20 protein-coding genes and 1 tRNA gene are annotated in these 26,070 nt (G+C 61.9%); 9 read left to right on the top strand and 12 right to left on the bottom strand.

The features are described from left to right. The first annotated feature begins 239 nt into the window (after positions 1-239). On the top strand, positions 240-740 hold the full coding sequence (locus tag DCO57_RS00570; protein WP_116696916.1) for a MarR family winged helix-turn-helix transcriptional regulator: 501 nt from the start codon (positions 240-242) through the stop codon (positions 738-740). Between the two features lie 317 nt (positions 741-1,057). Further along, positions 1,058-2,407, top strand: coding sequence for a DUF2865 domain-containing protein (locus DCO57_RS00565; RefSeq protein WP_116696915.1), 1,350 nt, complete (start codon positions 1,058-1,060; stop codon positions 2,405-2,407). Here DCO57_RS00565 and gltX read toward each other — a convergent pair. The 5 genes from gltX to DCO57_RS00540 form a co-directional block, all read right to left on the bottom strand. Further along, positions 2,370-3,731, bottom strand: coding sequence for a glutamate--tRNA ligase (gltX, locus tag DCO57_RS00560; protein ID WP_116696914.1), 1,362 nt, complete (start codon positions 3,729-3,731; stop codon positions 2,370-2,372). The genes DCO57_RS00565 and gltX overlap by 38 nt on opposite strands. A 44-nt stretch (positions 3,732-3,775) precedes the next feature. Beyond that, complete coding sequence (locus DCO57_RS00555; protein ID WP_116696913.1) at positions 3,776-5,002, bottom strand: MFS transporter; 1,227 nt, start codon at positions 5,000-5,002, stop codon at positions 3,776-3,778. A 249-nt stretch (positions 5,003-5,251) separates the two neighbouring features. Then, positions 5,252-6,922, bottom strand: coding sequence for an NAD+ synthase (locus tag DCO57_RS00550; protein ID WP_116697307.1), 1,671 nt, complete (start codon positions 6,920-6,922; stop codon positions 5,252-5,254). A 208-nt stretch (positions 6,923-7,130) separates the two neighbouring features. Then, positions 7,131-7,664: a response regulator gene (locus DCO57_RS00545; RefSeq protein WP_208977710.1), complete on the bottom strand. Its 534-nt coding sequence runs from the start codon at positions 7,662-7,664 to the stop codon at positions 7,131-7,133. 288 nt (positions 7,665-7,952) lie between these two features. Then, a complete protein-coding gene (locus tag DCO57_RS00540) occupies positions 7,953-9,335 on the bottom strand; it encodes a 3-deoxy-7-phosphoheptulonate synthase class II (RefSeq protein ID WP_116696911.1) in 1,383 nt (460 codons plus the stop codon). A 313-nt stretch (positions 9,336-9,648) separates the two neighbouring features. On the opposite strand from DCO57_RS00540, the gene DCO57_RS00530 reads away from it, so the two are divergent. Then, positions 9,649-10,380, top strand: a complete 732-nt coding sequence (locus DCO57_RS00530) for a VIT1/CCC1 transporter family protein (protein WP_116696909.1) — start codon at positions 9,649-9,651, stop codon at positions 10,378-10,380. A 1-nt stretch (position 10,381) separates the two neighbouring features. Here the strand turns inward: DCO57_RS00530 and DCO57_RS00525 are convergent, their stop codons facing one another. Beyond that, positions 10,382-11,011: a gamma-glutamylcyclotransferase family protein gene (locus DCO57_RS00525; RefSeq protein ID WP_116696908.1), complete on the bottom strand. Its 630-nt coding sequence runs from the start codon at positions 11,009-11,011 to the stop codon at positions 10,382-10,384. Positions 11,012-11,066: 55 nt separating this feature from the next. On the opposite strand from DCO57_RS00525, the gene DCO57_RS00520 reads away from it, so the two are divergent. Next, positions 11,067-12,260: an aminotransferase class V-fold PLP-dependent enzyme gene (locus DCO57_RS00520; protein ID WP_116696907.1), complete on the top strand. Its 1,194-nt coding sequence runs from the start codon at positions 11,067-11,069 to the stop codon at positions 12,258-12,260. Between the two features lie 320 nt (positions 12,261-12,580). After that, positions 12,581-14,125, top strand: coding sequence for a diguanylate cyclase (locus tag DCO57_RS00515; protein WP_208977709.1), 1,545 nt, complete (start codon positions 12,581-12,583; stop codon positions 14,123-14,125). Positions 14,126-14,175: 50 nt separating this feature from the next. On the opposite strand, the gene gor is transcribed toward DCO57_RS00515, so the two are convergent. The 3 genes from gor to rpiA all read right to left on the bottom strand — a co-directional run bounded on the left by gor (position 14,176) and on the right by rpiA (position 17,075). Then, positions 14,176-15,552, bottom strand: coding sequence for a glutathione-disulfide reductase (gor, locus tag DCO57_RS00510; RefSeq protein ID WP_116696905.1), 1,377 nt, complete (start codon positions 15,550-15,552; stop codon positions 14,176-14,178). A 260-nt stretch (positions 15,553-15,812) separates the two neighbouring features. Beyond that, entirely contained in the window at positions 15,813-16,328 is a 516-nt protein-coding gene (locus DCO57_RS00505) for a DUF2059 domain-containing protein (protein ID WP_208977708.1), read from the bottom strand. Between the two features lie 45 nt (positions 16,329-16,373). Further along, positions 16,374-17,075: a ribose-5-phosphate isomerase RpiA gene (rpiA, locus tag DCO57_RS00500; protein WP_116696903.1), complete on the bottom strand. Its 702-nt coding sequence runs from the start codon at positions 17,073-17,075 to the stop codon at positions 16,374-16,376. Between the two features lie 411 nt (positions 17,076-17,486). Between rpiA and DCO57_RS24040 the strand changes: the two genes are divergently transcribed. Continuing rightward, positions 17,487-19,130: a methyl-accepting chemotaxis protein gene (locus DCO57_RS24040; RefSeq protein ID WP_279629123.1), complete on the top strand. Its 1,644-nt coding sequence runs from the start codon at positions 17,487-17,489 to the stop codon at positions 19,128-19,130. Between the two features lie 86 nt (positions 19,131-19,216). After that, positions 19,217-19,888: an HAD family hydrolase gene (locus tag DCO57_RS00490; protein ID WP_116696901.1), complete on the top strand. Its 672-nt coding sequence runs from the start codon at positions 19,217-19,219 to the stop codon at positions 19,886-19,888. Positions 19,889-19,940: 52 nt separating this feature from the next. On the opposite strand, the gene DCO57_RS00485 is transcribed toward DCO57_RS00490, so the two are convergent. Beyond that, positions 19,941-21,923, bottom strand: a complete 1,983-nt coding sequence (locus DCO57_RS00485) for a DUF4139 domain-containing protein (protein WP_165814590.1) — start codon at positions 21,921-21,923, stop codon at positions 19,941-19,943. A 211-nt stretch (positions 21,924-22,134) separates the two neighbouring features. On the opposite strand from DCO57_RS00485, the gene DCO57_RS00480 reads away from it, so the two are divergent. Beyond that, positions 22,135-22,209 (top strand) — tRNA-Val (locus DCO57_RS00480). Between the two features lie 197 nt (positions 22,210-22,406). Continuing rightward, positions 22,407-24,260: a tetratricopeptide repeat protein gene (locus tag DCO57_RS00475; protein WP_116696899.1), complete on the top strand. Its 1,854-nt coding sequence runs from the start codon at positions 22,407-22,409 to the stop codon at positions 24,258-24,260. Positions 24,261-24,336: 76 nt separating this feature from the next. Here the strand turns inward: DCO57_RS00475 and DCO57_RS00470 are convergent, their stop codons facing one another. After that, complete coding sequence (locus tag DCO57_RS00470; RefSeq protein ID WP_116696898.1) at positions 24,337-25,215, bottom strand: class I SAM-dependent methyltransferase; 879 nt, start codon at positions 25,213-25,215, stop codon at positions 24,337-24,339. 116 nt (positions 25,216-25,331) lie between these two features. Then, positions 25,332-26,063, bottom strand: coding sequence for an acylneuraminate cytidylyltransferase family protein (locus DCO57_RS00465; protein ID WP_116696897.1), 732 nt, complete (start codon positions 26,061-26,063; stop codon positions 25,332-25,334). Positions 26,064-26,070 lie beyond the last annotated feature (7 nt).

Genomic DNA, 26,070 nt, shown 5'->3' with positions numbered 1-26,070 from the left:
CAACAGATAGGTCCACTCATCTCGCAGCTTTTCGACTATATACCGTCAAGCTCTCCGCCGTTCTTGCTTGCCTTACCTCCCGGTCATCGTAGAACCCAAGGTTGTCTTTCGCGATTTTATCAGTTGGTTATACTTGCCGGCATCCGATCATGACCGGCAGACGACAACTTTTTCTGCCGCCCCTGACAAGCGTCCGGTATGACAGTGCAAAATGAAAATTCCGAGGCAGCCTCCAGTCCATGTCCGAAGACTCCCTTCCCCCCATTGATCCGTCCCCCGGCGAGGACGAAACCCGGACGGTTCTGAAGCTCAATCGCTTCCTGCCCTACCGGCTCAACCACCTGGCCGAGACGGTCAGCCGATCCTTTTCAAAGATCTATGCCGGCAAATACGGCATCGGAGTTCCGGAATGGCGGGTGGTCGCCACCCTCGGAGAGCACCACGCCATGACGGCGCGCGACATCAGCCGGTCGACCGCCATGCACAAGACAAAGGTGAGCCGCGCCGTGGCGGCGCTGGAACAGCGCGGGCTGATCGTGCGCGGCAGGAACCCGGACGACCAGCGCGAACAGCTGCTCAAGCTCAGCCCCCGGGGCTGTGCCATGTATGAGGGGCTGATCCCGGAAGCCCTTGCCTATTCCGCACGGCTGGAGGACGCCCTCACGCAGGAGCAGAAAGCCCTGCTGGACGATATTTTCGAACGTCTCCTGGCCGCCGCAAGTGACCAGCCGCCGGAGTAATTAATGCACAGGAAGGTTGCGCCAAACCGAATTCACGAGAACTCCTGAAGCCGCCCTGCCCCAGGCGGCGACCCCGGTCCACCGCGCAACACCGCCCCCCGGAGAACCGCCTCCGGTATTAACCTAACGTCAGAGCTTTCATTGCTATTGGTGAGCCAACAGCGATAGTAAAGCCGACGGTCAGGATCGACGGAGGCGGACCCGGACCGGTGTCCGGACGTTTGTCGATTTCGAAATGTCAGAACATGCGGCGTTCAAGGCGACGCCGTCTGCTCCGGGCCGGTCCGGCGCAATGTCATGCGCTGCAGGGGAAGGGTATGTGGCTTCGCAGTACCGCCAGGTCTGACGATTTCGTGCGTGCGCTGCTCGTGTGCGCGGCCTTCCTGCTGCCCGTGAACACTGCCGCAGCGGCCAGTTGCTCCGCACTGAAGGCCGAATTGGGGCGGCTGGACTCCGGATCCTCCCCTGCCGCCAGCAAATGGACCACCGCCAGGCGTGAGCAGCAAAAGGCCCTTGCGGCGGCAGAGCGCGATGCCGGGTATTTCGGCTGTGCGGCGGCGGCAACGCCCAAATGCAAGAGCCTCAACAGCAAGATCAAACGCATGAGGGCCAATCTGGCCGCGATCGACCGTCAGATCGCCAAGGCGGGCCGCGGCTCCTCGGGCAATTCAAGACGGCTGAGACAGGTCAGGGCGCAGCTTGCCGCAAAGAACTGCAACGCGCCGGCCGCCTCCCGGCAGGCCGCCGGGAACGATGCGAAACCGCGCTCCCTGCTGTCGCGCCTGTTCAATCCGCAGCCCCGGACGGAACCGCGCTCCAGCGCGAAGGTAAACCTTGCCTCCGCCAGAACCGGAGACCGGGAAATCGCCGCCGTGCGCGCCGGGAAAAAGAACGCCGCCTCGCGCCTGCGTCTTCCCTCCGGCGGCACCTTCCGCACCCTTTGTGTGCGCACCTGCGACGGCTATTTCTTTCCGCTCAGCTTTTCGACCGGCAAGAACCAGTTTGCCTATGACGAGGCCCGCTGCTCGGAAATCTGTCCTGCTGCCCAGACCGAGCTTTATGTCTACCGCAACCCGGGCGGTGACCAGTCGCAGATGATCTCGCTGGCCGGCTCGCTTTATGCGGAACAGCCCTTCGCCTATCGCTACAAGTCGGAATTCGTCGCGGACTGCAGCTGCCGTCCCACGCGCCAGTCCCGCGCTCCTTCCGACTGGACGGAACTGACTTCGGAATCCGGCAACCGGGTCTTCTTTTCCGATATCAGCGCCGGAGTGCCGAGAAAGACACTGCAGCCGAGCCTTGGCGGAACCTTCGAGGACAGGGCGCAGACGCCCTCACCCCTGTCGCGGCCGCCGCTGCAGCGCAGTCAGTTGCCGCCCCACGAAGACCCGGACACGCTGATCAACCTGGAAAAGGGATTCGATGTCACCGTGCCGCTGCACCAGGAAGCGACACACCTGTCCGCCACCCGCGACCGGCCTGCCGGACCGTCCGGTACCATCAACGGATTGCCCTTGCTGTCCATGCGCGCGGGCAACGGAAACGGGGAAGACCTTGCCTCCCCCCTGTCACCGGTGTTCAAAAGCGAGGACCCGGGCTTCCGTCCGGCTCCCGGTCACAAGGCTTCCGTCAGGGTAGTCGGTCCAGAATATTTCGTCGCCCAATAAGGGGGAGCAGGGCTTTCATGTCCGGCCCGTGATCCATGCCGGTCAGGACGCGCCGCAGCGGCATGAACAGCCCCCGGCCCTTGCGTCCGGTCTGCGATTTCAGTGCCGCGGTCCACAGGCCCCAGGTGTCCGGGGTAATCTCCCCTTCCGGCAGCAAGTCCCTGGCGCCGGCGACAAATTCCCTGTCCTCCTCCTCGATCCGGCTGTCCACCGGACCGGTGACGACCTTCCAGTAGTCGAGGGCATCGGCGGCCGTCTGGCAATTGCCGCGGACCGTCTCCCAGAAGTCTTCCCCCGCGGCGATCCCGAGGCCTTCCAGCCGCTCCTTCACCGCGTCGTACGGCAGTTCGTGGACCAGACGGGCATTGAGGTTCCGCAGTTCGTCAGGGTCGAATTTCGCCGGAGACCTCGACACGCTGGAGAGGTCGAACTTCCCGACAAGTTCATCCATGGTCGCGACAGGCTCGACAGCCTGGCTCGTTCCGGTCAGAACGGCAAGCGAGGCCACCGCCATGGCTTCCAGTCCGTCTTCCCGCAGGGAGCCGATCGACAGGGTGCCCTTGCGTTTCGACAGGCCTTCCCCGTCCCGCGTGGTCAGCAGGTTATGATGGCCGAAGACCGGTGCCGTGGCACCGAGCGCCTCGAAAATCGCGATCTGGACACCCGTGTTGGACACGTGGTCCTCACCGCGGATGATATGCGTCACGCCCATGTCGATGTCGTCGACAATCGAGGTGAAGGTGTAAAGGCTGGTGCCGTCCGCACGGATGAGAACCGGGTCGGAAAGCGATGCCAGGTCCACCGCCTGCGTGCCCCGGCAAAGGTCGTCCCAGGAGACTTCCGTGCGTTTCGTCTCGAACGGGTCGCCGTCGTGATTGGGAAGCAGGAAGCGCCAATGGGGCTTGCGCCCCTCCGCCTCGAAGGCAGCCCGTTCGTCCGCCGTCAGCCTGAGCCCGGTGCGGTCGTAAACGGGCGGACGGCCGAGGGCGCGCTGGCGCGAGCGGCGCCGTTCCAGTTCGTCCGGCGTCTCGTAACAGGGATAAAGCAGCCCCGCGTCCTTGAGCTTGCGCGCGGCGGCATCATAGCTCGCGACACGTTCGGACTGGCGCTCGATCCGGTCCGGCTCGACGCCCAGCCAGCGCAGGTCCTGCTCGATCGACTCGACATATTCCTGTTTGGAGCGCTCCAGATCGGTATCGTCAAAGCGCAGGATGAACTGTCCGCCCGTTTTTCTGGCGAAAAGCCAGTTGTAAAGGGCCGGACGGCTGTTGCCGATGTGAATGTGGCCGGTCGGCGACGGCGCGAAACGTACGATGACAGTCATGCGGCCTCAGTTAGCCGGGGAGCGCGCAGACGGCAAGCCCAAACTCATTCCGGTTTCAAGATTGTTCCACTCTCCCGGTACGTCCGGGCCATCACGGTCAGGACCACGCAGAAGACGAGGCAGTAGAGGCCCATTGCCCGGACCTGCGTGTCGAACGGCACGCCCAGGTCGATCAGCCAGCCGACCAGTCCGGGACCGGCAGCGGAGGCGAAGACGGTGATGGAGAAGGCACTGGCACGAATGGCGCCCATGTGGCGGGTTCCGTAGGCCTCCGGCCAGAAGGAGCTGACCAGGGTGCTGTTGAAGCCGTTGGAAATGCCGATGAGAGCCATGAAGATGAAGGCGGACAAGGGGGCGTGGTACTGGGCCAGCACAAGGCAGGCCAGCGACAGCGGCACGAGCGTGAAGGGCAGCAGCTGACGGGCGGAAAAACGGTCGATCAGCGGACCGATGACCAGCGAGGCACAAACCACGCCGGCGGCCATCCCGAGAAAGGCACTGGCAAACAGTTCCAGCGACCAGCCGCGCAGGTTGACCAGATAGACCTGATGAAAAAAGATCGCCGTGGCGATGAAGGCCGGTGCGTTGATGCCGCAGGAGACCAGCCAGAAGCGCGGGTCGCGAAGCACTTCGCCGCGGGTCCATTGCCGGCCCTCGGCCTTGACGGAGGCGATGTCCGTCGCACTTGGCACCCTGTCCCTGGAAAGCAGGACCATGAGCACCGGGAGTGCCGCCAGAAGCAGAACCAGCGCGGCGACCGTCCACGCCCCGCGCCAGCCGAAGATGCCCGCGAGGGTCACGAAACACAGCGGAAACAGCGCCTCGGCGGTGGGCAGCCCCAGAAGGGCAATGGACACCGCCCTGCCCCGCTGGGCGGAAAACCAGCGCCCGGCGGCCGTGACCGCAGTATGGGTCATCATGCCCTGCCCGCACAGACGCAACCCGTAATAGGACAAGGCGATCATCCAGACGGAAAAGGATGCCGCCATGGAGAAACTGAACAGGGCCAGGGCGCTGATCACCACGGCGGCCACCGTGCGCACGGGAAAGTGGTCGACGCTCTTGCCGACATAAGGCAGCGTCAGCGCACTGCCGAGTGTCGCCAGCATGTAGAGCAGCCCCAGGTCGCCGTGACTGAGACCGAACTCAAGCCGCAGCTCGCCCGTGGAAAGCGAGATGAAAAACGTCTGGCCGACGCCGGAAAACATCGCGAGCAGATAGCTGGCCGACAGCCAGCGCGCATTCTCGCGCAGGAATTTCAAATAGGACATCCGCTCAGAACACGCCTTTCAACAGTCCGCCCGGCAACAGTACCCCGCGCCGGAACACAGTAACGCCCCCGGAGGAACCGGTCACCACCCGGAAGATTGCAGCTCCGCCCGTGCAGACCGCTGTTGCCGGAGGCCTCGAAGGCGGGAAACCGGATCGGCGACCGTGCCAGAACCGATCGATCTGAAGATGTCCGGACATCCGGCCCGCGTCTTGCGCGCGGGAGATGTGCAAAGGGTATTCAGGCCGTGTCAGGAACGGTCACGGAACCGGTTGGTAATGGGATAGCGGCGGTCCTTGCCGAAATTCCGGTCGGTGATCTTGACGCCGGGAGGCGCCTGCCGGCGCTTGTATTCGGCAATATACAGAAGATGCTCGATCCTGTGGATCAACGTCCGGTCATGGCCGCGCTTTTCGATCTCGCCGACGGACATTTCCTCCTCGACAAGACACTTGAGGATATCGTCCAGAATGTCATAGGGCGGAAGGGAGTCCTGGTCGGTCTGATTTTCCCGCAGTTCCGCAGTCGGAACCTTGGTGATGATATTGGCCGGGATCACCTCTCCGGACGGCCCCAGCAGGCCTTGCGGCCGGTTGGCGTTGCGCCAGGCCGCCAGATGATAGACTTGGGTCTTGTAAAGATCCTTGATCGGATTGTAGCCGCCATTCATGTCGCCATAGAGCGTTGCATAACCGACCGACATTTCCGACTTGTTGCCGGTGGTCAGGACCATCCAGCCGAACTTGTTGGAGACCGCCATCAGGATCACGCCCCGCGTGCGCGACTGCAGGTTTTCTTCGGTCGTGTCCTCTTCCGTGCCCTTGAAGAGATCGCTCAGGACACTGCGGAATCCCTCGACCGGTTCGGATATGGGAACCGTGTCGTAGCGGATGCCGAGGGCGGACGCGCAGGCGGCTGCGTCCTTGATGCTTTCTTCCGAGGTATAGCGGTAGGGCAGCATGATCGCGTGAACCTTGTCGGCTCCCAGCGCATCGACCGCCATGGCCGCGCAGATCGCGGAATCGATCCCGCCCGACAGTCCGAGAACCACGCCCGGAAAGCCGTTCTTTTTCACGTAGTCGCCCAGACCGAGCACACAGGCCCGCCAGTTCGCCTCGTCAAGATCCGGCAGGGACCGGGTAACGCCGTTCTCGCAGACCCAGGTCTCCCCTGCACGCACCCAGTCGGTGACTGTCAGGGCGGATTCGAACTGCGGCATCTGGAAGGCCAGCGACCGGTCGCCGTGAAGGGCGAAAGAGCCGCCATCGAACACAAGCTCGTCCTGACCGCCAAGCTGATTGCAGTAGATCAGCGGCAGCCCGGTCTGCACGACCCGGGCGACGACCACCTGCAGGCGTTCCTCGGCGCGGTTTTCCCAGTAAGGCGATCCGTTGGGAACCAGCAGCAGTTCCGCACCGGTTTCCTCCAGGCACTCGCAGACTTCATCGTTCCAGATGTCCTCGCAGATAGGCAGACCGATGCGCACGCCGCGGAAGTCGACCGGTCCCGGCAGGGGGCCGGCGGCGAAGACGCGCTTTTCGTCGAAGACGCTGTAGTTCGGCAGATCGTATTTGTAGCGTACCGCCCTGATCTCTCCCCGGTCGAGAAGAAGCGCGGCGTTATAGACCTTGCCGTCGGCATCGTCCTTCCAAGGCGTGCCGATCACAAGCGCCGGGCCGCCGTCGGCTGTCTCCGACGCCAGCGCCTTCGCCGCGTCCATGCAGCGGCGGACGAAGGCCGGCTTCAGCACCAGATCCTCGGGCAGATAGCCGGCAAGGATGAGTTCGGAGGTCAGCACCAGGTCGGCGCCGTCCGCAGCCGCCCGGGAACGCGCCTCGCGCACGAGATCCGCATTGCCATCAACGTCACCGACGGTCGGGTTGAGCTGAGCAACAGCCAGTGTGAAGCGATCTGAAATCATGGGAGGCGTGCCGGAAAGTGTCATGACATCATGATGTAGCCGCAAGGCCTGACGGTTGCAATCACCCAGGCCGGCAGAATGCGAGAAGATGTTTCAACCCATTGAAAAAAGACATTTCCCTGTCTCGAATTCGCCTGCCGCGGCGAGCTGGTCTTCGTCAAGGAGCCAAAGCGCAGGACATGGAAATGGCTATTTATGAGGTCACATCCTAAAGCAGCGCCATCCCGGTTTCCGGGAGCCTCTCCGCTGACGGGGCCATGCCGGACAGGTCGAGAGTGTCGGATTCGCGGCCCGTCCACTCGGTGCCGGGGCGTGCTATGCCTCTGGTGCGGCCATACAGACGCTGGCGTTCCAGAATCCCGCCGATATGCTGGTAGAGAATGACCGGAGCGATCGGCTTGGCGACGAAGCCGTGAATGCCATTCTCGATGGCCTCCAGGATCGTGGCCCGCCTCGCATGGGCGGAGACGACGAGAACCGGCGTGGTGCTGAGAATGCGGTCCCGGTCGGCGCGCAGGATTCGCAGAAACTCGCTGCCGCCGAACATGGGCATCGACCAGTCGCACAGAACGATATCCGGCCTCCGGTCCACCACCAGCTCGAGAGCCTCTGCACCGTCACCTGCTTCGAACAGGGTCCGGATCCCGAAACCGGACAAGACCGACCGCAGGATTGTGCGCATATGGGGATGGTCCTCTGCAATCAGGCAGGAAACTCCGGAAAGGTCCCACTGTTCACGCAAATCCCGTTTCCCTCCCGGGATCATGGCCTCACAATCGAGAACATGACCCAACGTAATGCCGCCACCAGGTAGGGAGGTAGCACCCCGGTTGTTAAACGAGCCTTACCGAATGGCCGGAATTTCAGAAAAATTCTACCCTTGCGTGCAGTCGCTCACCGCTCTCGATTGCATTCCACCGGTCAGGACTCTTTCCCGACCCCGGGAAATCCGCCTCTCGGCGAGGTCTGCGCGACACAAAAGGGCGGCCCCGAGGCCGCCCTTTTCCTATTGCACAAATTTCATTCACCCTTACGCGTTGGCGGCAAGGGGATCCGACTGACGGCCGTCGCGCTCCGTCTTCAGGTTCTCGGCGATCAGGAAGGCAAGCTCCAGCGCCTGATCCGCGTTCAGGCGCGGATCGCAATGGGTGTGGTACCGGTCGCCGAGCTGATCAGCCGTCAGCGCGCGGGCACCGCCGGTGCATTCCGTGACGTTCCGGCCGGTCATTTCGACATGCACACCGCCCGCATGGCTGCCCTCGGCCCGATGGACCTCGAAGAAGGCTTCCACTTCCTTGAGGATACGGTCGAACGGACGGGTCTTGTAGCCACCGGCCGTGATCGTGTTGCCATGCATGGGATCACAGGACCAGACGACGGTCTTGCCTTCGCGCTCGACGGCGCGGATCAGCTGCGGCAGATGATCGAAGACCTTGTCGGCACCGAAGCGGGCGATCAGGGTGAGACGGCCCGGCTCATTGTCCGGGTTCAGAATGTCGATCAGCTCCAGCAGTCCGTCCGGGCTGAGAGAAGGTCCGCATTTCAGACCGAGGGGGTTCTTGATGCCGCGGCAGAATTCCACATGGGCATGGTCCGGCTGACGGGTCCGGTCGCCGATCCAGATCATGTGGCCGGAGGTCGCATACCATTCACCGGAGGTGGAATCGACGCGCGTCAGCGCCTCCTCGTAGCCCAGAAGGAGCGCTTCGTGGCTGGTGAAGAAATCCGTCGAGCGCAACTGCGGGACGCTGTCGGCATTGATGCCGCAGGCCTTCATGAAGTTCAGCGCCTCGGAGATCCGGTCGGCCAGTTCCTGGTAACGGTGGCCCTGGGGGCTGTCGGAAATGAAGCCGAGCATCCAGCGGTGCACTTGGTCCAGATTGGCGAAACCGCCCTGGGCGAAGGCACGCAGCAGGTTCAGGGTCGCCGCGGACTGGCGGTAGGCCATGGCCATGCGGCTCGGATCGGGAACACGGCTTTCCGGCGTGAAATGGATGTCATTGATGATGTCGCCGCGATAGCTCGGCAGCTCCACATCGTCCTTTTTCTCGAAATTGGACGAGCGCGGCTTGGCGAACTGACCGGCGATACGGCCGACCTTGACCACCGGCTGGCTGGCCGCATAGGTCAGGACAACAGCCATCTGCAGGAACACGCGGAAGAAATCGCGGATGTGATCGGGATGATGCTCGGCAAAGCTTTCGGCGCAGTCGCCGCCCTGGAGCAGAAAACCGTTGCCCTGGGCGATATTCGCGAGCTGGTTTTTCAGCGCCCGTGCCTCACCAGCAAAAACGAGCGGCGGATATGTCGACAGGCGTTGTTCAACATCCGCCACAGCCTCTAGATCCGGGTATTCCGGGACCTGAAGGATCGGTTTAGACCTCCAGCTGTCCGGGCTCCACTTGTCCGCCATACTTCCTACTCCTCACTGGACCCGCAGGCTGTTTTCCGATCCGTCCGCGTTGCCGGGAACGCGTCATTCAGCCGGTCGCGGTGCCGCGGTCCGCGGTGTCCTTGTTCGCAAAAGCTTGCTCACACAGAGCAAACGTGCGGCCTTATACACCCCGATAGCTGTTAAGGCCACCGCTCAGTCCCGCAATTATACTTCGAAATGCAGCCGTCGCATCCCGGTTGCTCCATTAGCGGAAAGCGGACGTTTTGAGGCTGGTCAAGGTGAGGTATGCTTTTCGCGGATTATACCCGGACATATTCGACAGGACACAGCCATGCCACGCCAAAGACTGGAACACAGCCACCGTCCGGCCGACATTGCCACCCGACTGGCCTCGGGACCGGATGCGAGCTATCTGCGCGACTGGATCTACGGCGGTATTGACGGCGCCGTCACCACCTTTGCCGTTGTCGCCGGCTCGCTGGGCGCCGACCTTTCCTCAAAAGTCATCCTGATCCTCGGGGTCGCCAATCTTCTGGCGGACGGATTTTCCATGGCTGCGGCCAATTACAGCGGCTCGGAATCCGAAAATGAGGACTATACCCGGCTCAAGGCGGTGGAAGAGAAGCATATCGCGGTCGCGCCGGAGGGGGAAAGAGAGGAAATCCGCCAGATCTTCCTGTCGAAGGGCTTCAAGGGCGATGATCTGGAAGCGATCGTGCGGCTGATCACCTCCAACAGGGCAACCTGGATCGAAACCATGATGCAGGGAGAATACGGAATGACGTATGCCTCCCGCACCCCCATGAAAGCTGCGCTCTACACGTTCGCCGCTTTCATCGTGTTCGGCTCGATCCCGCTCCTGCCCTTCGTCCTGGCCCTTCCGGCCAGCGCCATCACGGCGACCTCCCTGACGGCCCTGGCCTTTTTCACCATCGGTTCCCTGCGCGCGAGCTGGTCGCAAAGGCACTGGATTTCCTGCGGTCTGGAAACGACGGCCATCGGCATGCTGGCGGCGGGCATCGCCTATGCGGCCGGGCACGGGCTGCAGACCCTGCTTGGTTAGGTCACGAACGCATTTCCGAAACGGTCTCCCGACGCTGATCTTCCGCCGTCAGATATCTGACGGCGAGCGCTGCCAGTTTCCGGTCGATCAGGCATGCCAGGTCCGGGTCCGGAACGATCTTCCTCGGGTAACGCGGGCTGTCCCGGTCCTGCAGCACCGGAACGTGCCAGCCGTCCGTGGTCCGGATGAAGTGGTCGATCCCCTCCTCGCCCCAGATCCGGTAATATCCGGCAAGAACGCAGTCCAGATAGCTCTGCAGGATCGGATGGCTATCCGTTCCCCAACGATGGTGATCGGGCGACGCCCTGAAGAGAAACATGTCCCCTGCCCCCGGCTGGTGCGCCGCGTCACAGCGAAATGCCGCTCCGATCCCTTCCACCTTGTGGTAGCGCTGCTCCCGCAGCTCGAGCTTCTTCAGGCCGGCGCGCGGTTCCCGGGCCATCACGCCGCGAATTTCACTGCCCTCGTCCTCCCGCACGGACAGGGCACAGCGGCCCAGACCATCCTCGCCCTCGCCGCAAACCTTCCATTCGCGCCTCCACCCGTGCAGGACACCAGGAACGACCTGCGTGGCAGCGGGAATGGTATCGATGTTGACGAGTGAACCGTAGCCGAAATATGTGATCGTCATGTTGCGCTAAACGTGATTGTGTAAATTTCAACCCGCACGAAGCCCCGGGGGCCCCATGACCGTTCCTTCCCTCTCCCAGCACGACGTCGACCTTTTGAGGAAAGACACTCCCGGTGTAAGCCAGCTGATCCACTTTAACAATGCCGGCACGGGTCTTGCCCCGGCACCGGTTCTTGATGCGGTCAAGCAGCATCTGGATCTCGAGGCCCGGCTGGGTGGCTATGAAGCCGCGGCCCATGCGAGCACGGACATGGAGGCCTTTTACACCGGCCTCGCTGCGCTGATCGGCTGCAAGCCCCATGAAATCGCCTATGTGGAAAATGCCACACGCGCCTGGGACATGGCGTTCTACGGTATCGATTTCCGCGAGGGGGACCGGATCGTGACAGGCCGGGCGGAATATGTTTCCAACTATGTTGCCTTCCTGCAGATGAAGCGCCGTAAAGGCATCGAAATCGACATTGTCGAGGACGACGCGAGCGGACAGATCGACCCGAAAGGCGTCAAGGCCGCCATCGGGGCGCGCACGCGTCTGATCGCCCTGACTCATATTCCGACCTTTTCCGGACTGATCAACCCGGCGGAAGACATCGGCGAAATCGCACGATCGGCCAAGGTCCTCTACCTGCTGGATGCCTGCCAGTCCGCGGGGCAGATACCGGTCGATGTCGGCGAGATCGGCTGCGACATGCTCTCCGGCACCGGCCGGAAATATCTGCGCGGGCCGCGCGGCACGGGTTTCCTGTATGTCAGTGACGACGTCCTCGACCAGATCGACCCGCCCTTTGTCGATCTCCAGGCCGCCAACTGGATCGACGAATTCACCTATGAACTCGTCCCCCACGCGCAACGCTTCGAAACCTGGGAGCGCTATGTCGCCGGCCAGATCGGCCTCGGCGTTGGCGTCAACTACGCAATCGGCTTCGGAATGGAGCAGATCGGCAACAGGGTCTGTGCCCTAGGAGACCAGTTGAGATCGGAGCTTTCCCGCCTGGATGGTGTTGGCGTGCACGACAAGGGCCAGAGAAAGGGCGGCATCGTGACTTTCACCCTTGACGGCGAGACGCCAGCCCAGACGAAAGCCCGCCTCTCGGCGGCGCAAATCAACGTGTCGGTGAGCAACGCAAGCTCTGCCCGCATCGACCTGCCCCATCGTGATCTGGAAGCCGTCGTGCGCGCCTCCGTGCATGCCTTCAATACGGAAACCGAGATAGAGACATTCGTCAAAGTGCTCGCAGACCAAACCTGAATCCGCGATTTTGCGCAGCAAGAGCATATGGCCGCACATCGGACCGGCACACGACAGCCAGCCGACAGAAGATGTAAACCCACGCTCGACAACTTACGCATGCGCCGCACACATAGACAAACCGCCCTCTCTCGATATATTTCGCATACCGAGAATTGGAATTAGTTAAAATTTTACTGATCAAACTTTGAGATAGATATGTAAATTACCTATGTAATACCACCGATTCTCTCATAAATTATTTCTCCATATATTCCCCATTACATAGGAAATGGATGAGAGAGTCCGCTAAGCAGCGCAGACTCCAACAGGGTTTCAGATTGACCGAATTCCGGCGGAGATACAGTGATCAGCCCGTTCCCGTAACGCGGCACCATATTTCGCGGCTTGCATTTCTTCTTGCCGGTCTCCTGATTGCTGTCACCTCCGCTTCCCTGCTGTTCGTCGGTCTCATCGCCTCGCAGGCCTCGACCGAGCAGGCAATTGCCAATGAGCAGCGATTGTTCCGCAATACGCTGGCGGAGCGCATGCGTGCCCTGGTGCGCGAACAGATTACCGTCACATCGTCAGACCAGTCGGTGGCCGGGCTGGTGCTGAACTTCGATCCTGAATACGCCTATCGGGCCATCGACACGCTCTGGTCAGACTACCGGCACAGCAAGGTCATGGTGATCTCGGGGAACGGCGACGTTCTGGCGGAGTCCTTCGAACACTACACGCATATCCTGCAGCGCCCGATTTTCGAAACGCCTGAACTTGAAGACCTGTTCGGCAAGATCTCACGCCTGTTCGAGAAGAACAGGGTGCGTGTTCCCGGCGGCTACGGCCATCGCTCCCTGCAAGGGCTGGAGCCGGACGAATATGCGCTGATGGGGTTCACCCGCATCGATGGAAAGCCGGCCATGTTCGGTGCAATGCCGGTGATTCCGGATGATTATGAGCAGGTGCTTCCGGACGGTCCGCCAACCGTGGTTCTGTCTGCCCACTACATCGACGACGCCTTGATCGCACATGTGAATGCCCAGCTTAATTTTGCATCCCTGACCTTCGCGAGTGAAGTGCCTGCAGCAGGTTCCGGAGCGTTTCATGAAGTGTCGGATCCGGACGGGGCCTCCATCGGCGCCTTCACGTGGCACAGCCAGACCATCGGCAACGCCATCTGGCCGACCATTATCCCGGTCATCGCGGTGCTGAGCATTGCCCTGGCGGCGCTGGCCTTCGGCATTGCGTGGAGAATCGGACAGCTGACTTCCTCGCTGCAGGCAAGCGAACAGCAGAACCGTCATCTTGCCCTGCACGACACCCTGACAGGCCTGGCGAACAGGCTTCAGTTCAACCGTGTACTGGCAACTTCCGTGCAATCGCTGCCGCAAAAACCCTTCGCCGTTCTCCATTGCGACCTGGACAAGTTCAAGTCGGTCAACGACACATTCGGACATGCGGCGGGCGATCTGGTCATCAAGACCATGGCCGGGCGCCTGAAGACCGTGATCGGCCGCGAGGGCCTCGTGTGCCGTGTCGGAGGCGATGAGTTCATGATCATCTACCGGAAATCGACGAACGGCGCGGCCCTGCACGATCTGTGCATGGCGCTGGTGGAAACGGCCAATGTGCCGATCGCGATCCGGGACGAAGGAATGGCGCATGTCGGCCTGAGCATCGGGGTCGCAATCGCGCCCGAGGACGGCACGACGGCCGAGAGCCTCGTCGCACGATCCGACGCGGCACTCTATCAATCGAAAAACCTCGGCCGGAACCGCCATTCCCTGTTTTCCGATTTCTTCGACAGCAGCAGCGACCCGGGCGAACCACCGCTTTCCCTCGAAGATCCGAAACCCTATGTCCGCGTGGGAAAGACCGGGTAGAGATCTCCACCCGGTGCGTTCCCGTTTCCCGGGTCCGGACCTGACGGGACCTAGCCGCGCAGGCGCTCCGTCGGCTCGCGCATGGTCACAAGCTCCTCCGCGGCCGTCGGATGGACGGCGATTGTGCGGTCGAAATCCGCCTTGGTCGCTCCCATCTGCAGGGTCACGCCAAGGATCTGCGCCAGTTCGCCCGCATCGGGTCCGACGATGTGCACGCCCAGTACTTTCTGACTGTCCGCGTCCACGATCATCTTCATGAGCATCTTTTCGTCCCTGCCGGACAAGGTATGCTTCATGGGCCGGAAACCGGACTTGTAGATGTCCAGATTGGGCGTCCGGTTCAGTGCTTCTTCCTGTGTCAGTCCGACCGTGCCCATCTCCGGCTGCGAGAAAACCGCAGTGGCGATCAGGCTGTGGTCCACCGTCCACGGATTGCCACCGAACACGGTATCAGCGAAGGCATGACCTTCGCGGATTGCAACCGGTGTCAGATTGGCGCGGTTGGTCACATCGCCGACCGCATAAATGGACTCGACGCTGGTCCGGGAGTCCGCGCCGACGCGAATCGCACCGGAGGCATCCATCTCGACACCGGCCTTTTCCAGACCGAGGTCTCTGGTGTGCGGGTTGCGGCCGATGGCAAACATGATCTGGCCGGCCTGCAGCGTTTCACCGGCTCGGGTCTTGCCGGTCAGTGTGCCGTCAGCCTGCTTCTCGATGCCGGTGAAGACGTCATTCAGGATGACCCTGATACCCTTCTTCTCCATTTCCTGGCGAACCATGGTCCGCAAGTCCATGTCGAAACCGCGCAGGATTTCCTCACCGCGGTAAATCAGCGTCGTGTCGACCCCGAGGCCGTTGAAGATGCCGGCAAACTCGACGGCGATATAACCGCCTCCGGCGACCACGATCTTCTCCGGAAGCTCATCGAGATGAAACGCCTCGTTGGAGGTGATGACGTGCTGAACGCCCGGCAGGTCGGTGTCGACATTCGGAGAAGCTCCGACTGCGACGAGAATGTATTTGGCGGTCACCTCCTGCCCGGTGGTCAGAAGACGCACCGTGTGAGGCCCCTCGATGACGGCCCGGCTGTCATGCACTTCAACGTCGGTGCGTTCCAGATTGCGCCGGTAAATGCCTTCCAGACGGGTGATCTCCTGGTCCTTGGCGGCGACCAGCTTGCTCCAGGAAAAGCCGCGCTCGCCGACCGACCAGCCAAATCCTTCCGCGTCTTCGAATTCCTCGGAAAACTTGGAGGCGTAAACAAAGAGCTTTTTGGGCACGCAACCGCGAATCACACAGGTTCCGCCGTACCTGTATTCCTCGGCGATCCCCACACGGGCACCGTGGGTTGCCGCTATCCGCGCGGCACGGACACCGCCGGAGCCGCCGCCAATAACAAAAAGATCGTAGTCGTACTCGCTCATTTCACGCCTCTTGATATGTCTTCCGCGCCCGGATGATCCGCAAGGCGCCCTTCCCGGCCTGCTCCCACATAAGCGGTTGCCGCCGCCATGCAAGAGCGGCGGAGGCTTGCGCTCCGCCGCCTGGGCCGGACAAAATCCCGCGACAAAACGGATCGGGCCGCTTTCGCGGCCCGCAGACCGGCAATCAAGGCGGTCTCACTATCTCGTGTGCGCGTCACGTTTCGGCAAAAGCATGGTGCGATTGCCCGAAACGCGGTCCATCACTCCACGACGTTCCGCTTCGCCAGTTCTTCCTGAACCATCGTGACCATTTCCGTGGAAATCCGGTCCTGCCATTCGCGGGCCGCACCGACGGAATACTGGGTGATGGCCGGAATGGAATTGGTCAGCTTCTGACCGAGTTCCGTGCTGTAGAATTCGGCAAGCTCATTGAGCTCGGCCTCGGTGAAGGAGTCCGCCCAGGCCTTGTAGACGAGTTCGTTCAGTTCAGCGCGCTGAGGTGCCAGCTTGAGGGCAACTTCCTGCGTGACTTCAATGATCTCTTCCGCACGGGTCGGATCGGTCTGGATGAAGGCCGTACGGGTCTGTTCGGCGAGGATCGGCAGAATATCGTCGAAAGGTTCCAGAACCTTCGTTGCAGCGGCCACTTTCTTCGCGGCAGCCATATGGCTTTCGGAAACAGCGTCCTGCGCAAAAACGGCGGTGGAAAGAAATCCGGCGGCAATCATGGCTGCGCCCACTACAGCTGCTCGCTGGAAAGTCTTGACAAGTTTCATTTTTCTACTCCTAGACGGCTTTCATCGCTCGTTCGGAAAGCCAAATCACACCACTTGGATGGGCAAGACGGTCTTTACCCCATCTGCGCCGGCCACGTAAGCTTTTGTTGCAAGATTGATGAAGAGGCCGTGCTCGACGACGCCGGGAATTGCCACGAGGCGGTCAGCCAGAACTTCGGCTTCCGGGATTTTCTGAAGACGCGCGTCCAGAATGAAGTGGCCGCCATCCGTTCTGAAGGGCCGGTCCGGACCACCACGCAAGTCCAGTTCCAGGGGCAGGCCCAGCCCCTCCAGAACCGCCAGGATCGCATGTCTGGTCGCTTCCAGTCCGAACGGAACGACTTCAATCGGCAGGGGAAACCGCCCGAGCGTGTCCACCTGCTTGCCACTGTCGGCGATGACAATCATCTGTGCGGAAGCCGCCGCAACGATCTTTTCTCGCAGGAGTGCGCCGCCGCCGCCCTTGATCAGCGCCAGATGCGGATCAAGTTCGTCGGCACCGTCCACCGTCAGGTCCAGTTGCGGCATTTCGTCCAGTGTCGTCAATCTGATGCCCAGACCGGATGCCAGCTCTGCGGTCCGTTCGGATGTGGGCACGCCGATCACGTCCAGCCCGTCCCTGACGCGCGCCGCCAGCGCATGGACGAAAAACTCGGCCGTCGACCCTGTCCCGATTCCCAGGCGCATGCCGGAAGTGACATCTTCCGCAGCGCGGTCAGCGGCTTGTTTCTTGAACTGGTCGCTCATTCAACGTTCCTCCGGCCCCATCCTTTCCGGCACGCAAGCCGGTCCAACGAGGCCCTGTTTCATCGTCCAGCCCGGTCGGATACCCGTTCAGGACCAAGGCAGATCATCTTGTTTTGGCCGCCGGGTGCTTAACATGGCCGGGCTTTGCCGGTCCAGTGAGATTCCCAATTCGCCACGGGAAAGAAAGCACCTTCCGGCCGCTGAAGCCATGGTTAACGATAACTTCAGACTGACCAAGCATATTGAACAAAATCGTCTGGGGATCGGAAAGAAAAGAAGCAAATGAATATTCTTCGACTTGGTTCGCGGCAGAAACATCATAGCAATTTCGCCCATGACAATTTGCCTGCCCCTGAGGCACCTACCGATGCGGGTATCTCCGATCCTGATGGAGCCGCTTCCTCAGACCGGATGAGTTTTGTCCTGGACAGTCTGGAGGACGACCTGACCGTCGCGGCACGGGCCATCAGCACCGCAGCGGGAAAGGTTCAGGACCAGCTCGACAGCCAGATGGACAAACTGGAAACCATTCGCGGCGACAGCCAGTCGCTGGCGGACCAGTCGGCAGTCGCGGGCGACAACGCCTCCGGGTTGGCGAATTCGATTCAGGCGCTGTCGACGTCGAGTGGCGAGATCGGCAACCAGGTAGGTCTTTCCAATCAGCTTGCCAACGAAGCCCGCGATGTGGCCGATCAGGCCAACAGCGGCGTCCTGGACCTCAAGCAGGCCATCGAGGATATCGCCAATGTGGTCAACCTGATTTCGGATATCGCCAAACAGACCAATCTTCTGGCGCTCAATGCCACCATCGAGGCCGCCCGGGCCGGAGAAGCCGGCAGGGGCTTTTCCGTCGTCGCGAGCGAGGTCAAGGCGCTGTCGGTCGAAACCCAGTCGGCAACGGAACAGATCGTCGCGAACATCGAGCGGCTGAACCAGTCCGCCGAAAGCAGCCTCGGGTCGGTCAACCGGATCATCGACGTCATCGGCCGCATCCGGCCGAGCTTTGCCGCCGTCGAGGAGGCCGTGCAGACCCAGGTGGAAACGACCAATCTGATCGGAGGACAGGCACAGCAGACCGCGGACTTCGTCCAGGAAGTGGTGTGCAAGGTCCGGACGATTACCGAATCCGCGACCGCCGCCGAAGAAGGCGGACAGCTGGCCCGGTCACTGGGGACGGAGATGAGCGACGCCGCCCATTCGCTGCAGTCGCGTTTCACCATGATGATCCGGCAGACCGAAATCGGCGACCGGAGGCAGCATGACAGGCTTCCCGTCAAGCTGGCAGGCACCACCACAAGTGGCGGAACGGCCGCAAAAATCGAAACCCTGGACATTTCCGAAGGCGGCGTGTTGTTCAAGACGGACCGGGACGGGCTGCTGCAAAGCGGCAGCAAGGCCCGCCTTGACCTTGACGGTATCGGGACAGTCGACATCACCATTGTCGCCGTTTCGGAATATGGCTGCCATTCCCGTTTCGACGATCCCGGCGACAGCTTCCGCGAGAAGCTTGCTGCGAAGATCGCCTCCGTTCACGCCGCCCACGCCAGGGAAGTGACCCTGGCACAGTCCGGCGCCGCGCGGATCATTGCCGCCATGGAGGACCTTCTGGCCAGGCGCAAGCTGACCCAGGACGACCTGTTCGACACCAACTATGAGCCCATCGAAGGCACCGATCCCCTGCAGGTTTCGACCCGCGCGCTGGCCCAGCTGGAAAATATCCTGCCGGACATCCAGGAATCCGTCCTGGGCGACGGCAACAACATGGTCTTTTGCGTCGCCGTCGACAGGAACGGCTATCTGCCCGTGCACAACCTGATCTATTCCAAACCGCAAAGGCCGGACGATCCGGCATGGAACACGGCCAATTGCAGGAACAGGCGGATTTTCGACGACCGGGCAGGCCTCAGCGCCGCCCGCAACACAAGACCCTTCCTCATCCAGTCCTACGCCCGCGACATGGGCGGCGGAAATGTCGTCTGGATGAAGGAAATCGATACCCCGATCATCATCGAGGGACGCCACTGGGGCGGCTTCAGGACGGCATACAAGCTTTAGGGTGTGAACTCATCATGGAAAGCCCCCTTGCGACGGCCCGCCGATGCGGTTAGGCAAGGTTTCCTTTCGTCTTTGCCGGAGTTCTCATGTCTGTTCTGGTGTTCGATCTCGACGGCACGCTGGTGTCCTCCATGGAGGATCTGGTTGCCACGCTGAATGTCGTGATGACCACGGCCGGCCATTCCGCGATCCCGCAGGAAGATATCGCCAACATGGTCGGACTGGGGGCCAGGGTCCTCATTCAGCGCGGGCTGGACTATAACGGCGTGTCCTGGACAGAAGACGACATCGCTCCGCTCTTCAGCCATTTTCTCGATCACTACGCGGCCAACATCGCCGTGCACACCCGGCCCTTCGAAGGCGTGCTCCCGGCTCTGGAATCCTTCCGTCAGGACGGCTGGAAACTGGCCGTCTGCACCAACAAGGCCGAACGGCTGACCCTGCCGCTGCTGGAAAAGCTCGATCTGGGAAAATATTTCGACGCCGTGGTCGGCGGCGACACCTATTCCGTTGCCAAGCCCCATGCGAAACCGGTTCACGGCGCCATCGAACGCGCCGGTGGCCAGGTGGCGGGTTCCATCATGATCGGCGACAGCGGTACCGACATCAGCGCGGCGCGCAATGCGGGCATCCCGGTGATCGCGGTGGATTTCGGCTACACCCCCGTGCCGGTGCGCGACCTTGACCCCGACCGGGTGATCTCCCACTTCGACGAACTGGCCGGCGCCGTGACGGAACTGTCTCCGACAGGATCCTGAACCGCCTGACACCAGCCGCAACGGGGTGCGGCAGGTCCGGCGCGCAGCGACTTCAGAACGTCCTGATCGCCTCACCCAGCGTCGCGCGGATTTCCGCCTGCCGCTCCTTCAGAGAGGCCATCTCCGTGTCGATTTCCTCGATACGGGTTTCGGAGTCGGCCAGATTGCGCGCCGCACGCTTGTAGAGATCGGCCCCCGGCTGAACGGCGCTCAGGTTTGAGCGATGGCGTTCCTGATCCCGGGTCTCCTCGTCCTTGCGCTCGCGCAATTGCCGCACCTGCCATTCGATCCGGGAGATCTCCGCCTGCAGACCGGCCAAGTCCCGCAGCTTGGCTGCGGTTTCCGCGTCCGGGGAGCGCCCGGCGAGATCGAGCAGCATGTGTTCATCGCTCGACATCAGCGCGTGGGTTTCCGAAATCGTGCGTTCGGCAAGCGCCGTCACCGTTTCGGTCGCCCCCTCCGGCACCTCGACCCTGAGACGGTGATGGGTGGCGGTCGATTCCATTTCCTGCGGCGAGGAAAACGCCCAGCCCGGGCGTTTGGGATGTTCGATGATGATTGTGCGATCCCCGTCCGGAGCGCCCTTGATCGCATAGACGGTTTCGGAGCGCTGGCGGACGGAGGCGGTCAGAACACCGTCAGCGACCTTTATGGAAACGATAGTGTCGTCCGGCTGGGTCCTCTGCGCGATGCGCACCTTGCGGTCGGTTGCGAAGCTGGCCATGCGGCCCTCACCGGCGGGCATGCCGCCGATCTGCGCATCGCCGACATAGCCTTCGCGCTGGTCATAGACGGTCAGAATCCCCTTCGGCAGGCTGGTGTCAGTCTCGTTCTCGATCAGAATTGCCGCGACCGGATGCGGCAGGCCGCTTTCCGGCTGAAACACGGAAACCGTTTCGGCACTCACCACCTGATCGACGATCGGCGCCGAAAGCGTATCGCCGCTTTGCAGGCTCACCGGATACGGCAGCGTGAAGGAGGCCGTGACCGCGCCCTCGACCGCCTCGCCCACACTGGTGGCGGCGAGGCCCTCCGGCACTTCCCTTACGGGAGCCGGAGCCGCAAGGAAACTGGCTGCGGCAACGCCCCTTCTTTTCATGCCGGCCTCGGACTCGGCCATGTCAAACACCGGTTCGGCGCCGCTGTCCGGTCTGGGTACATACCCCTGGGAAACATCGACGGGAATCTCGCGCCGCTCCTTCCAGTAAAGATCGTGCAGGCGCTGCTTCAACGTGACCGGCGCACCGGAAGACAGGGTGACGCTCACATTTTCCCAGTCCTCTCCGCTGGCGTTTTCCAGCACCGCCCAGGCCTGCAGCCGCGCCTTGCCCTGCGGCAGGGTCACCACCCGGTAGGCGGTTTTCCAGATCGGCGCCGGAACCACATAGGAGACAGCCACCTGGCGCTCGCCCTCCCCGGCCAGCTTCAGGGCGACGGTGCGTGTGCCGTCCGACTTGCCGTCGCCGACCGCGGCCAGCGCCCTGGCGACCTGCTGGCGGATGTTGTCTTCAAGGAAGGAAATTTCCGTCTCCGGGGTCAGCTCCACGCCGACGATCCGCCCATCACTCAGCACGGAGACCACATCCGCCTGCCCCCCGTCGCCCAGGTCCTTCACGGAAACGCCAAGCACAAGCCCCTCGACTGTCGTACCCGCCTTTTCCACGCGCACACGGGTGCCCTGCAGTTGCGCCAGGAGGCGCGCGGGAGACTGAAGATCCGCCTGGGAAAACGACAGGGTCTTGAAGGTTTCGGAAAGCGGATCCGGACCGGGAAGCGTGATACCCTCCACGACACCCTTTTCGTCATAGACGACGATGCTCTTGAGGACATCGTTCACCTGATCGAGCGGCACGGTCATCTCGACAAGGCCGGAGCTGCCGACATCGGCCTCGCGGACCACCTCGGCAAGACCGCCGGAGGACAGCGTGATACTGGTGACCGGCCCGTTGCCGGCAGCCCAGCCACTTGCGGGCAGGACCAGGAAAACAAGGGTGGCGGGGGAAAAAATGGCAGCGGAAAATGTGCGAAAACCCATTAAAGCAACTCCTGTGACCACTCGGAAAGAGCAGAAAGAACGGACAATCGGATAGGCAGACATTGCGGCTATTCTACGAATTGGCCTGCTTGGGCGCGTCGAGCCAGGCTCCCGTAGCCGACCGGGTCTGAAAATGGCCGTCATGGTCACAAAAGGTCTTGCCAAGTTCCGCCGCTTCCCTTAGACACCCGCCATCCAGATTGCGATTTTGGGGCGATTAGCTCAGCGGGAGAGCACTCCCTTCACACGGGAGGGGTCACTGGTTCAATCCCAGTATCGCCCACCATTTTCCTATTTCTTCGATCCGACCACCGGCCGGCAGATCTTGTCGCTGGCGTTGCTGCGGGTCAGTGTCTTTCGCAAAACCTATGCGTCTCCCTGTCCGCAATCCCCAGCCGATTTGGCGCAAAGTGCCGGCAAACCTTTGTTTCCGGCGGGTGCCTGCTATTCTTCGGATCATGATTCCATGAGGATAGAGACAAGATGGCCACGCAATCCGCCCCGAACCCTGTCCGGGAGAAGATGCTGAAGGGACTTGCCTTTCAACAGGCGGGCGACGTCAGGCAGGCGCAGCGGTGCTACAAGCAGGTCCTCAAGAAAGCGCCCAACAATGCGGATGCACTCAATCTGCTCGGGGTGACCTACAGGCAGCTCGGCTTTCCCAAGCGTGCCATGGAGTACATTCAGAAAGCCATCGCCGCCAACAACAATCAGGCCCCGTTTTACGCCAATCTGGCGCGGGCCATGATGGACGTGGGAACGGACTTCGAAAGCCTGTTGCTGGTTTGCGACAAGGCCCTGTCCATCAACCCGAAAGAGCGCGAAGCGCGCAACATGAAGGCGATCGCTCTTACCAAGCTGAAGAGATTCGAAGAGGCCGAACTTATCCTGCAGTCCCTGATCGTGGAGGATCCGGAGTATCTGGATGCCTACCAGAACTACGGGATGCTGCTCGTGGATGCCGACAAGACCGAGCATGCGATCACCTTCTTCACCAAGTCGATCCTGCTCGCCCCGGACTCGCCCAACAATTTCGTTCAAAGGGCCAGGTGCCGGCTGAAGCTGCAGCAATACGAGCCTTCCCAGTATGAACTGACCGAGGCCCTGGAGCGCTTTCCCGGCAACAGCGATGTGGAGCACGAGGCGGCCCGCCTGCTTTTCAGCATGAACGAGACCGCAAAGGCGATTATCTATGCGCGGCAGTGCTTTGAGGGAGACCCGCGCAATTTCCACAAGTGTGTGACCCTGGGCGTGGTCCTGCTGATGCATGGCGAACACGCGGAAGCGCTCGAAATGATGAAGCTGGCGCACAAGCTGTCGGGCGGCTCCAACGAGTCCGTCTCGTGGAACCTGTCGCTCGCCTATCTTGCCAATGGCGACCTGGAAAACGGCTGGCGGCTGCACAGATCGCGCTTCGGCGATCCGGCGGCCAAGGTCACGCGCAGGAAATTCGAGGTTCCTGCCTGGGAGGGGGAAGATATTTCCGGCAAGAGGGTTCTTGTCTGGGCCGATCAGGGGCTGGGCGATGCGCTCAAGGCCGGCACGATGCTGCCGCAGCTGATCGAAAAGGCCGGAAAGGTCATCGTCGAAGTCTCCCAGAAGGGCGCGCAGTTCATGCAGCACTCCTTTCCCGAGGCCGAGTGCCGGCCCGCCCAGATGAACGCGGACTTCGAGGCAACCACCTCGGATTTCGATGTGACCGCCAATATCAGCGACCTTGTCGAATTCTTCCGTCCGGATCTCGAATCCTTCCGCTCGGCCCCCTGCCCGGTCTATTCCTTCGAAAAGGACCGGGCGAGAGAGTATCTGAGCCGCTTGCAGGGATACGGGGACAAACCGGTCATAGGCTTTTCCTGGCGGTCCAAGAACCTGGCCGCGAACAGGGCGCGCTATTATCTCTCCGCGCCTGCCATCTCGCCAATTCTGGAATCCCGGGACGCGATCTTCGTGAACCTGCAATACAAGGCCGTTCCCAAGGAAATCGAGTTCTTCCAGGGCAGATTTCCCGAAAAGTTCCGGTTTTTCGAGGATGTCGACCTGTTCGACGACCTGCTGGGAGCCGCGGCCCTGACCGCGATCTGCGATTTCGTCGTCTCCGCCAACACCAGCGTCGCGGACATGGCCGGGATTCTCGACGTCCCGAGCATCCGCTTTGGCCAGGAGGAGCCCGCCCTGCTTCTCGGCCAGAAGAACCCGCCCTGGTATCCGTCCATGACCTATATGCGCCCCTACAAGGACCGGCCCTGCGCGGAATTCGTTCCGGAGATCATCGCGGAACTGGATCGCCAGCTGGAAAACTGGACGCCGGAGCCGAGGAACAAGCGGCTCGGTCTTTAGGGCGGCGCAACAGGCCTCAATCGGCCAGATCCGGCGATCGAGGGCCCCGCGCGCGAAAGACATGCCGCTGTCCCGTTCAGCCTGGATTTCTCGCAACGGCCAGAAGTGTATCCGTCGCATCGATCCTGTTCAGGGCCGCCTCATAGGCGGACAGGAGATCGGGCGTGTCCAGGGCTGCCAGCGCCGACTTGTGGCCGCCGGGCCGGCCGTCCGACAGCCAGGTCAGGTGATTGGACAACGGATAGCGCTGGACGCCTTCCACGATGGCATTTTCAAATCCCGATGCCGTCAGGAGCCGGCGCAGACTGTCGCGGGTGTGCAGAACCAGATGCTGGCTCCACAAGGTGAATGCCTTGAAGGCGTCGCTTTTCAGCTCCCGCAGCAGCATGTCGCCGGCATGGGGAACTTCAATGACAAGAAACCCGCCGGGCTTGAGCACGCGCCGCAGATCCCGCAGCACCGGCAGCGGATCGGGCAGATGTTCCAGGACGTGAAAACTGAGCGCCGTGTCCATGCTGCCGTCTTCGAGTTCCGCAAGGGACGTGTGGCAGGCGATGCCCTCGCTCCTGAGCGCCTGGACATAGTCCCTTTGCAGCTCCACGCCGCCGCAGGAGGCGGTTTCCTGCTGCACCTGGCGGAGAAAACTGCCGTCGCCGCAGCCGAAATCGACAATATGGCGGCCGCAGACGAAGGGTTTGCAGGCCGAGGCCCGGCGCAAGGCATCGCGCGTGATCTCGTAGTCGCGCGATCCGGTTTTCGCCAGATTGACCTCCCTGTAGCCCCCCTCCTCGTAGATTTCGTCGCCGCCATAGAACCCGTCGATGTAGATCACCCCCGACTGGCTGTCCCTGTAGACGACCACATCGTCACGGTCCCTTGTTCCGGTGGCAAAGACCTCCCGATGCGCTTCGCTCGCCGCACCGATCACCGACAGGGTTTCGAATATGTTTGTCATCGCAGCAGGCCTCGCCGGGCATTCGTTTGACGGGTTGAAATGGAGCCGAACATCCTGTTCGCGGTCAATCGGAACCGGGATGCCCCGGCAGTTCAGGGTTCATGAATCCCAGGCCTTCACCCGTCGCCGACTGAAGGGTCCTTGATCCGGCTGACGTTTCGCGGTCCACGTCCGGAGGCCACAGCAAAGGCCTCCAGGGCAATCCAATCCCGCGGCGTGTCGAGATCTATTTCCGTTGCCTCCGGGAGAACGACCGGCACGCTCTTGCCGAAAAACCTCTGCCGCGCTTTAAGAAACCCGCTCTTGCGCAGCGCATAGATCGCCCCGGTCTCCCGGAACTGGTGCGGTCGGTCCTGGCGGCGTTGCCGGGGTTTCGACGCATCGTGGTTGACGCCGATCCCCGTGCCGTCGGGTGCGATTTCCCAGAGAAACGCATGCACTTCAACGACGGAAAAGGCCGTGTCGGCTGCCAGGCGCTCCCGGGCACGCACCACCAGATCGATCTCATCCTGCGTGGTCAGCGGCGAGGTGCATTGCAGGAACACGAGCGTTTCAGCATCGTCACATGCCCGGCAGGCACCGGCCGCATGGAGCAGGGCCGCTTCTGAGGACGCCTCGTCACCGGAAATATCCTCAGGCCGCAATACCCCCGTCGCGCCGGCTTTCTCGGCAACCTCGAGAATCCGGGAATCATCGCTGGAGACAACCACATCGGCAACGGTCTGCGCGGCCAGCGCGGCGCGTATGGAATGCACGATCAGAGGGACGCCCAGGAACGGCTTGAGGTTCTTTCCCGGTATTCCCTTGGATCCGCCCCGTGCGGGAATGATCGCAACCGCGCGTGTCATGGTTTTA

This window comes from Labrenzia sp. 011, assembly GCF_003075075.1.
In the GTDB taxonomy this organism is placed as follows: domain Bacteria; phylum Pseudomonadota; class Alphaproteobacteria; order Rhizobiales; family Stappiaceae; genus Roseibium.
This window is presented reverse-complemented; position numbering and strand designations above follow the sequence as displayed.

Excerpts from the sequence above, each read along its gene's own strand:
- DCO57_RS00570 (WP_116696916.1), top strand. The coding sequence starts at position 240 with ATGTCCGAAGACTCCCTTCCCCCCATTGATCCGTCCCCCGGCGAGGAC.
- DCO57_RS00565 (WP_116696915.1), top strand. The coding sequence starts at position 1,058 with ATGTGGCTTCGCAGTACCGCCAGGTCTGACGATTTCGTGCGTGCGCTG.
- gltX (WP_116696914.1), bottom strand. The coding sequence starts at position 3,731 with ATGACTGTCATCGTACGTTTCGCGCCGTCGCCGACCGGCCACATTCAC.
- DCO57_RS00555 (WP_116696913.1), bottom strand. The coding sequence starts at position 5,002 with ATGTCCTATTTGAAATTCCTGCGCGAGAATGCGCGCTGGCTGTCGGCC.
- DCO57_RS00550 (WP_116697307.1), bottom strand. The coding sequence starts at position 6,922 with ATGATTTCAGATCGCTTCACACTGGCTGTTGCTCAGCTCAACCCGACC.
- DCO57_RS00540 (WP_116696911.1), bottom strand. The coding sequence starts at position 9,335 with ATGGCGGACAAGTGGAGCCCGGACAGCTGGAGGTCTAAACCGATCCTT.
- DCO57_RS00530 (WP_116696909.1), top strand. The coding sequence starts at position 9,649 with ATGCCACGCCAAAGACTGGAACACAGCCACCGTCCGGCCGACATTGCC.
- DCO57_RS00525 (WP_116696908.1), bottom strand. The coding sequence starts at position 11,011 with ATGACGATCACATATTTCGGCTACGGTTCACTCGTCAACATCGATACC.
- DCO57_RS00520 (WP_116696907.1), top strand. The coding sequence starts at position 11,067 with ATGACCGTTCCTTCCCTCTCCCAGCACGACGTCGACCTTTTGAGGAAA.
- gor (WP_116696905.1), bottom strand. The coding sequence starts at position 15,552 with ATGAGCGAGTACGACTACGATCTTTTTGTTATTGGCGGCGGCTCCGGC.
- DCO57_RS00505 (WP_208977708.1), bottom strand. The coding sequence starts at position 16,328 with ATGAAACTTGTCAAGACTTTCCAGCGAGCAGCTGTAGTGGGCGCAGCC.
- rpiA (WP_116696903.1), bottom strand. The coding sequence starts at position 17,075 with ATGAGCGACCAGTTCAAGAAACAAGCCGCTGACCGCGCTGCGGAAGAT.
- DCO57_RS24040 (WP_279629123.1), top strand. The coding sequence starts at position 17,487 with ATGAGTTTTGTCCTGGACAGTCTGGAGGACGACCTGACCGTCGCGGCA.
- DCO57_RS00490 (WP_116696901.1), top strand. The coding sequence starts at position 19,217 with ATGTCTGTTCTGGTGTTCGATCTCGACGGCACGCTGGTGTCCTCCATG.
- DCO57_RS00485 (WP_165814590.1), bottom strand. The coding sequence starts at position 21,923 with ATGGGTTTTCGCACATTTTCCGCTGCCATTTTTTCCCCCGCCACCCTT.
- DCO57_RS00475 (WP_116696899.1), top strand. The coding sequence starts at position 22,407 with ATGGCCACGCAATCCGCCCCGAACCCTGTCCGGGAGAAGATGCTGAAG.
- DCO57_RS00470 (WP_116696898.1), bottom strand. The coding sequence starts at position 25,215 with ATGACAAACATATTCGAAACCCTGTCGGTGATCGGTGCGGCGAGCGAA.
- DCO57_RS00465 (WP_116696897.1), bottom strand. The coding sequence starts at position 26,063 with ATGACACGCGCGGTTGCGATCATTCCCGCACGGGGCGGATCCAAGGGA.